The 8106-nt window shown below is 68.6% G+C and carries 9 protein-coding genes; 5 read left to right on the plus strand and 4 right to left on the minus strand.

The genetic code is table 11. From position 1 onward, the window contains the following. The coding region (locus tag KQ297_RS02265; protein ID WP_259737997.1) for a penicillin-binding transpeptidase domain-containing protein at positions 1-809 on the plus strand (809 nt) is incomplete at its 5' end. A 20-nt stretch (positions 810-829) separates the two neighbouring features. Here KQ297_RS02265 and KQ297_RS02270 read toward each other — a convergent pair. Together KQ297_RS02270 and KQ297_RS02275 are read right to left on the minus strand one after the other, a co-directional pair. Beyond that, positions 830-2200, minus strand: a complete 1371-nt coding sequence (locus tag KQ297_RS02270) for a 16S rRNA (cytosine(967)-C(5))-methyltransferase (protein ID WP_259737998.1) — start codon at positions 2198-2200, stop codon at positions 830-832. Then, a complete protein-coding gene (locus KQ297_RS02275) occupies positions 2197-2535 on the minus strand; it encodes an MGMT family protein (RefSeq protein WP_185466917.1) in 339 nt (112 codons plus the stop codon). The genes KQ297_RS02270 and KQ297_RS02275 overlap by 4 nt, the downstream gene beginning before the upstream one ends. A 129-nt stretch (positions 2536-2664) precedes the next feature. On the opposite strand from KQ297_RS02275, the gene KQ297_RS02280 reads away from it, so the two are divergent. Together KQ297_RS02280 and trmH are read left to right on the plus strand one after the other, a co-directional pair. Then, positions 2665-3768, plus strand: coding sequence for a S1C family serine protease (locus KQ297_RS02280; RefSeq protein ID WP_259737999.1), 1104 nt, complete (start codon positions 2665-2667; stop codon positions 3766-3768). 32 nt (positions 3769-3800) lie between these two features. Beyond that, positions 3801-4490: a tRNA (guanosine(18)-2'-O)-methyltransferase TrmH gene (trmH, locus tag KQ297_RS02285; protein ID WP_259738000.1), complete on the plus strand. Its 690-nt coding sequence runs from the start codon at positions 3801-3803 to the stop codon at positions 4488-4490. Between the two features lie 19 nt (positions 4491-4509). On the opposite strand, the gene KQ297_RS02290 is transcribed toward trmH, so the two are convergent. Further along, entirely contained in the window at positions 4510-4791 is a 282-nt protein-coding gene (locus KQ297_RS02290; protein ID WP_259738001.1) for a hypothetical protein, read from the minus strand. A 181-nt stretch (positions 4792-4972) separates the two neighbouring features. On the opposite strand from KQ297_RS02290, the gene KQ297_RS02295 reads away from it, so the two are divergent. Next, positions 4973-5407, plus strand: coding sequence for a prepilin-type N-terminal cleavage/methylation domain-containing protein (locus tag KQ297_RS02295; protein WP_259738002.1), 435 nt, complete (start codon positions 4973-4975; stop codon positions 5405-5407). Positions 5408-5484: 77 nt separating this feature from the next. On the opposite strand, the gene KQ297_RS02300 is transcribed toward KQ297_RS02295, so the two are convergent. Beyond that, positions 5485-6303: an ABC transporter permease gene (locus KQ297_RS02300; protein WP_370593448.1), complete on the minus strand. Its 819-nt coding sequence runs from the start codon at positions 6301-6303 to the stop codon at positions 5485-5487. 644 nt (positions 6304-6947) lie between these two features. Between KQ297_RS02300 and KQ297_RS02305 the strand changes: the two genes are divergently transcribed. Further along, positions 6948-7673, plus strand: a complete 726-nt coding sequence (locus KQ297_RS02305) for a response regulator transcription factor (RefSeq protein WP_259738003.1) — start codon at positions 6948-6950, stop codon at positions 7671-7673. The last annotated feature ends 433 nt before the right edge of the window (positions 7674-8106 follow it).

The raw sequence follows: 8106 nt of genomic DNA on the forward strand, positions 1-8106 counted from the left end.
ACGCCGCGGTGATCAACCGCGGCGTCTTCGTGCCGGCCACCCCGTTCGAGGAGATCAGCGGGCCCAATGGGGAGCTGCTCTGGAGCCGCCGCATCGATGGCGACAAGGGCCGGCGGGCGGTGGACAGCAACATCGCCGATGCGATGGTGTGGATGCTGCAGCGGGTGGTGACCGGCGGCACCGGCGGTGCAGCCTCCTTGCGAAACCGACCCGTGGCGGGCAAGACCGGCACCTCGGAGGGTGCGCGCGACCTCTGGTTCATCGGCGGCATTCCCCAGCTCACCACCGGCATCTGGCTGGGTTACGACAACAACCGCAAGACCAAGAGCGACAGCGGCTCCGCCGCCGCGGCCTGGGGCCGTTACATGGCGGTGGTGGTCAAGGACCTGCCGGTGCGTCAGTTCCCGCCCAAACCGGTGCTCACCGGAACCTTCAAGCCCACCAAGCCCGCCAAATCCACAGCCCAGCCTGGGCGGCCCAGCAACCTGCCCACCCCCGGCGAAGACCGCTCGCAGCCGGAGCCGGCACAGCTCCCGCCACCGACGGATCGCGAGTCGGACCTGCCGGCCCTGCCCGATCTGCCGGAGGAGCCGCCCCAGAGCCTGCCGCCCCGGGGCCGTGAATCGGGAGCGGGCCCGGAACCCACACCGGCACGGCCCGCCCCACGCCGGCCGGCACCGGCTCCAACCCAGCCCCCTCCGGTGGCACCGCCGCCGACGGTCAATCCCTCCTTCCCCGTGGCCCCCCCACCGGTGGCCCCGCCCCCCGTGGCACCACCGGCACCGGTGGCGCCCCCGCCCGTTCCCTGAACCGGGCTGGCGGCGGTGCCTCAGGCCGGTGCCTGCAGCGCCGCCGCATAAAACCCATCCCCGCCCTTCGGGCCGGGCCAGTGCTGCTGCTGCGACAGCAGGCGCCAGCCCGGGTGTTGCGCGAGGAAGGCGGCGATCAGGGCACCGTTCTCGCTGGGGTGCACCGTGCAGGTGGCATACACCAGCCGGCCGCCGGGGACCAGCAGCGGCAGCATCGCCTCCAGCAGGGTGCGCTGCAGGGCCGTCAGCTCGGTGATGGCCGCGGGGGTGATGCGCCAGCGGCCATCGGGGTGGCGCGCCAGGGTGCCCAGGCCGGAGCAGGGGGCATCAAGCAGGATGCGATCAAAGGGCGGCCCCCCGATGGCGCCGGGGATGGCGGCATCGGCAGTGAGCGGCTCGATCGCGCTCAGCCCCAGGCGGCTGGCGTTCTCGCGCAGGCGGCGCAGGCGGACTTCAGAGCGATCCACCGCCAGCACGGTGCCGGCATCCCCGATCAGTTCGGCCAGGTGGGTGCTCTTCCCGCCCGGGGCGGCGCAGGCATCGAGCAGCCGCTCCCCCGGCTGGGGGTCGAGCAGGGGAGCGATCGTCTGGGCGGTGCGGTCCTGCACGCTCCAGTGACCCTCGGCGTAGCCGGGCAGGGCGCGCAGATCGCCGCTGCGGCCGCCGAGGCAGAGGCCCCAGGGCAGGCCGGGCAGAGGTTCGGCGCTGACGCCGGCGGCGGCGAGGGCCTCGATCACCCCCTCACGGCTGGCGCGCAAGCGGTTCACCCGCAGATCGAGGGGTGGCGGCTGGTTGGCCGCCCGGGCAAAGGCCTCGGCCCCATCGCCGGGCAGCCACTCCAGCAGCCCCGTGGCCAGCCAGTGGGGCAGGGAGCCGCGCAGGGCCAGGGAGGCGGCGGGATCGGCAGGAAGCGGCAGCGGCTCCCAGGGGGCGGCTCCCTGGGGGAGGGATTCACGGCGGCGCAGGCAGGCCCGCAGCAGACCGTTCACCACCGGCGCCAGGCGGGCGAGGCCATCGCGCTTGGCCAGCTCCACCGTGGTGCTCACCGCTGCCGAGGGGGGCACCCGGGCCGTGAACAGCAGCTGGTAGAGACCGAGGTGCAGCAACCAGCGCAGGGGCGGCGGCTGACGCTCGGCGCGCACCTTGCCGAGGGCATCGATCCAGCCATCGAGCAGGGCCCGCTGCCGGATGGCTCCGCAGGCCAGCTCCGTGGCCAGACCGCGATCAGCGGGGGCCAGGGGGGAGCGGCGCAGCTCCCGCTCCAGGGCCAGGTCGGTGTAGGCGCCGGCCGCCACGGCCTGCAGCACCCGCCAGGCCACCCGCCGGGACTCGAGCCCGATGGCGGCGGGGTCTGGGACCGGCGTTGCTGAGGCGGCAGGGGTGGCGCTCAAACGGCGGGAAGCGGCGGCCTCCAGAGATAGCGCCGCAGGGGCAGGCGGCCCTGCTCATCCACTGGAATACCCTCACCGATCAGCAGCTGGCGCTGCATCCAGTCGCTGCCTTCGCGCGAGGGGCTGAGGCTGATGCAACCGCGGGCATTGACGATCCGGTGCCAGGGCACGTCGGAGGGCAGGGGCAGGCGGCGCAGGGCCCAGCCCACCTGCCGGGCGCAGCCATAGGCACCGATCCAGTCGGCGATCTGGCCGTAGGTGGCCAGCCGGCCTGCGGGAACAAGCGACACCGCCGCCCACACCCGCTGATCGAAGCCGGGGGAGCCATCAACCATGACAAGGGCTGACCGGGAGGAGCGTGAGGAAGATCCTGTCATCAGCGCTGGCGGAAAGCCGATCGAAAGCGACGAATCGCGGCCATAGAACGGAACTCACGACTGTTTCGACCCCTCCGGGTTATCAAGATGCACACCCACACCAGGATCAGCCGCGCCGCCTGGGGGCTGAAATTAGGGGCCGCCGGGCTGGCTCTCACGCTCTCGGGCTGCGGCCTGGTGCGCGCCACCGCCGAGGCGCCCGCGACCCAGGCGGCCGCCGCCACGCTGCCGGCACCCGAAACCGGAGAGGCCGCGGAGGCCAGCGAGCCCCGCGTCTGCGCCACGGGCCAGCAGAGCGCCGAGGAGGTGTTCCGCTCGGCCCGGGACGGGGTGGCGGTGGTCTCGAGCGGCAGCAGCCTGGGCAGCGCCTTCGTGGTGGCTCACCAGAACGGCATGACCTACCTGGCCACCAATGCCCACGTGGTCAACGGCAGTGATGTGGTGCGGCTGAAGTGGGTGGATGGCAGCAGCGACCGGGCCCGGGTGGTGGTGCGCGGATCGGGCCGGACGCCCACCAGCGACCTGGCGCTGCTGGCGGTGGAGGGCCAGCGCGGCAAGGTGCTGCGCATGCGCGATCAGGCCTCGGCCGTGGGGCAGGAGGTGTTCGTGATCGGAGCCCCGAAGGGGCTGGAGTTCAGCCTCAGCCGCGGTGTGGTGAGCAGCCTGCGCAGCGACGAGCAGATCCTGCAGATCGACGCGGCGGTGAACCCGGGCAATTCCGGCGGGCCGGTGCTGGATGCGGGCAACTGCGTGGCGGGCATCGCCACCTTCAAGTTCGGCAACAGCGAGGGGCTGAATTTCGCGGTGTCGTCAAAGGTGGTGCGCGAGTTCCTGGACAAGCTGCCGAGCGAAGCCACGGCACAGCTTCCGAGCCGGCGTGATCTGAACCCGAAGAAGGAGGCGCTGTGCCTGTTCCGCGCCCCAGGGCGCAGCGAGGCGCAGATGCCGTGCCGCGTCAGCCGCGTGAGCGGCCGCAACGGCGGCACCCTCTACGACCTGGCCTGGGCCGATGGCTCCCGCAACGCCTATGCCTTCTTCCGCAATGGGCGGGTGGCGATCCGCGCTGAAGACGGCAGCGGACGGGCCCGGGAGGAGGCGGGCACCTTCCGCCGCCTCCAGGGTGGCGTGGCGGTGCGCAGCAGCGGCGACAGCCTGGCCTTCATCCCGGGGCTCAATCCGGTGCTGAACTGAGCGGAGAACCGAGCGGATCCCCCGCTGCGCCCATGCCCCTGCTGCCTCGCCGCTTCGAGCGGATCCGCGCCGTGCTGGATCGGCGCATGGCCGATCTCAGCGTGGTGCTGGAGGCGGTGGACAAGCCCCACAACCTCTCGGCGATCCTGCGCAGCTGTGATGCGGTGGGGGTGCTCGAAGCCCATGTGGTGAGCCTGCAGGGGCGGCCGCGCACGTTCAACAACACCGCCCAGGGCAGCCAGAAATGGGTGCCGCTGCGCCCTCACAACACGGTGGAGGAGGCCCTGGGCCAGCTGAAGGGGCAGGGCTTCCGGCTCTATGGCACCCACCTGGGCACCAGCGCCGTGGACTACCGCCAGTGCGACTTCCGCGGCCCCACGGCCTTCGTGCTGGGGGCGGAGAAGTGGGGCCTGAGCGAGGCGGCGGCGGCGATGGTGGATCAGGCCCTGTTCATCCCCACCGGCGGCATGGTGCAGTCGCTGAATGTGTCGGTGGCAGCGGCGGTGCTGCTGTTCGAGGCGTTGCGGCAGCGCCAGGCGGCCGGCCTGGTGCCCGAAGCGGGCGAGGGGCTGCCACCGGGAGCACGGGACGGCCTGCTGTTCGAGTGGGCCTACCCCCAGGTGGCCGACTGGTGTCGGCGCCAGGGGCGCCCCTATCCAGCGCTCACAGCGGAGGGAGAGATCAGCGAGGACCTGCCGCGCACCCTGAAACTGCGCTGCTGAGCCCCAGCCCCGAGCGAGGTCAGAGGAAAGGGATCAGCACGTCGTTGCGGTTGGGCAGCGGCGGCGCCGCCTGGCCGCTGTGGGCCCGGGGCAACCAGAGGGCCAGGCCCACCCCGAGGATCTCGAGCGGCAGTGGGCGCGCCACCAGCAGCACCACCGCCAGGGCACCGAGGGCGATCAGACGCTCCAGCAGGCCGATCACGTCGTCGCCATTGGCGCTGCCCACCAACCAGAGCAGCACGGAGGCGCTCAGCAGGGAGAGGGTGACCCAGAGGGGCATCAAGGAGTGGATCTGTCCCATCCATTCTGGCCAGGCAGAGGGCGAGGGAGCAGGCAGCGGCCGGATTGCCAGCAAACCAGCAACGACACCAGCAACGACACATCACCCAAAATCCTGAAGCCCTCCTGGAATCCGACCCGATTGGATCCAATCACGAATGGCGTTGAATGGCGTTCACTGTTCTGCGGCAGCCATTCGAGCCATGATCCAGCAGGCCATCTTCCGGCAGCTTCACAGGCGTGAACCCGGGGCCAACGCCAGCGCCAAGGGCTACACCTTGCTGCAGCTGATCATCCTGGTGGCCGTGATCGGCATCGTTTCAGTGGCGGCTCTTCCGCCATACCTGAAGGTGCGGAACGAGAACAAGGCCCGAGCCGCCATCGGAGAGGCGCTCAGTTTGGCCAGAAAATGCGCGGAGTTCAATGAAACCAAGGCTGGCGTCCCGCCAAATCCCCCTGCGCTGCGGCGCGTTTCCAACCCGGTCCCCTGCAGGTCCGCCCTTGGAGGAACCTGGATCGCCAGGTGGACAGCGGGCCCTGCGGGCATGCGCTGTCTTGACAATCGTTCCGTTGCAACCGACAGCAGAGCAACGATCACCGTTGATGCAAGCGGGACCATTGGCTGCAGATTCCGCTGAACCCTGCACTCACGATTGATCAAACGAATTGATCACTGTGAGCGTTCAACCTGACCGGCTTCGATCCTGCAACGCGATCAAGATCCTCGCCCTCGATCCCCTCCGCTCACCCAGGCCTCCAGGCCTTCCCCCAGGAAGGAGAGCCCCAGCACCAGCACGAACATGGCCAGGCCGGGGTAGAGGGCGGTCCACCAGATGCCGGTGGGCAGGGCGGTGAGGGCCTGCTGGAGGTCGCCACCCCATTCGGGGATCGTTTCCGGCAGGCCGAGGCCGAGGAAGCCCAGCCCCCCCAGCACCAGTACCGCATCGGCGGCATTGAGGGTGAGCAGCACCGGCACCGAGGTGATCACGTTGCGGAACAGGTAGCGGCGCAGGATCCAGAGCGGCCTGGCCCCCAGGGTGCGGGCGGCCTCCACGTAGAGCTCGGCCTTGACCTGGGCCGTCTGGTTGCGCACCACCCGGAAATACTGCGGGATGTAGACTACGCAGAGGGCAGCGGCCGCATTGGGGAGGCCCCGCCCGAGCAGGAAGGCCAGCACCACCGAGAGCAGCAGCACCGGCAGGGTGTAGAGCGTGTCCATCAGCAGCACCAGCACCCGGTCGAACCAGCCGCCCAGGTAACCGCTGAGCATGCCCAGGGGCACACCGATCACCAGGGCCACCACCAGCGCCAGCAGCACCACCTGCAGCGCCACGCCGACGCCGGAGAGGGTGCGCACGCACACGTCGCGCCCGAGCCTGTCGGTGCCGCACCAGTGCTGCAGCGACGGGGTGGCGTAGATGGGATTGTCGAGGCCGGCATTGGGATCCGCCAGCAGCCCCAGGTGAATCATCAGCGGGGTGATCAGGGCGATCAGCCCGTAGATCAGCACGATCACCAGCCCCCAGCGGGCCATGCGGCCGGAGAGGTTGGTGGGCCGCCAGCGGCTCAGCAGCCCGGGACTCGGCGGGGTGGTCATCGAGCGTCGGAGGGCTGGGGCGGGCTCAGTCTGGGGCAGGAGTGGATCGATGGAAGCCGACATGCGCCTGGTTCAGCGTTTCTCGGATGCCTGCTGCTGATCGGCCCAAAGGAGCAAGGCTTGATCAAAACCAGAAAGCACCCCTTTGAGCTGGGTTGGAGCATCCTGCGCTGCTCACGCGGCAACCGCCTCCTTTGGGTGGATAGCCACCGGCTGATCAAGCTGCATGCGGCCCATCCCAACGCGGAGCAGCTGTGACTGGATGGCCCCGCACCGTTGCAAGACCCCCTTCCCTTCCTGGCTCGCTGGACTCAGGCCTGAGCTGGAGTCCGCCTTCCCGGAAGATTTTCAAAGCCCGGATCGTGCTGCATGCTGCTCGCCCGCGGCGGGGGCATGATTGAAAAGAAGAAGCCACTCAGGCGGGGAATGCTCTGGGAGCGGATCTGCGGCAGCTGCAAACCTTCGCTGTGGAAGCCTTTGATAAAGAGGGGCCAGTTCCACCTGCCGCCCCCACAAGAGCAGCGCCTGGCTCAGACCGAAGCACTGAACCTTGGCTGCCAGGCAGCGATCGAGCCCCCCGGATGACCCCTCAACCGATCACTCCCAGGCCCCAGCAGCACCGGGTGCTGATCGTCGACGACGACCCAGAATTGCGCCGGTTCCTCACCGGTGAATTGGCGGTTGAAGGCTATGCGGTGGAAGCGGTGGGCATGGGCCAGCAGGCACTGATCCGCCTGCGGGAAGCCGCCTGGGATCTGGTGTTGCTCGACTGGACCCTGCCCGATTTCAGCGGTGTGGAGGTGTGCCGACGTCTGCGGGCCAGTGAGATGTCCACCCCGGTGCTGATGCTCACGGCCCGCGATGCGGTGGCCGAGCGGGTGGAGGCTCTCGATGCCGGCGCCGACGACTACCTCACCAAACCGTTCTCAATCGAGGAGCTGCTGGCGCGGGTGCGGGCCCGGTTGCGGCGCAACGGCAACGCCACCAGCGACGGCGACGTACTCACCTTCGCCGACCTGGCGGTGAACACCGCCAGCCATGAGGTGAGCCGCGGCGACAAGGAGATCCAGCTCACCGTGCGCGAGTACGACCTGCTGCTGGCCCTGCTCAGGGAACCCCAACGGGTGAAGGAGCGGCAGGCGCTGTTGCACAGCGTGTGGGGCGAGCCATTCGTTGGCGACGCCAACCTGCTCGATGTGTACATCCGCTACCTGCGCAAAAAGATCGAGCGTCCAGGCTTGCCCACCCTGATCAAGACGGTACGCGGAGTGGGCTTCATGCTCAAAGAAGGGTTAGTAAAAGAGTGACACAACCAATCCCAACAGACCTTTGCTCATCACAACCAACTTCGAGCCCTGGAGATTGCCAGCTCTGCCAACCAAGCGTGTCGCAATCCCTGCAACCAGAAAAGAACTTTTAGGGCTTAACGCCAGAAGAGTCAGATTCCAGCAAGACACCGACCAGAACGCTATTGAGGACCAGTCGTCAATGCCGCCAGCATTGATCACAAGCAGAAAGGAACTTGGCTGCAGAATTACCGCTAAGGAGAAGAAGTCAAATCCGACCCATCACCGCCGATTAAAACATGAATTTGCCAACTTAAGGGCACCTCGAAAAATCTACGGCGCTCCCTGACAGCCTATGAAATATGCAATAGAATTGGTTCAGTTCAACACAGCTGAATGGGACAGCGTGGATTCTGGGATGAGGAGAAGCGCATCCACAGGCTTCGGCAAAAGA

Source organism: Synechococcus sp. CS-205 (genome assembly GCF_025128255.1).
Taxonomy (GTDB): Bacteria; Cyanobacteriota; Cyanobacteriia; order PCC-6307; family Cyanobiaceae; genus Regnicoccus_A.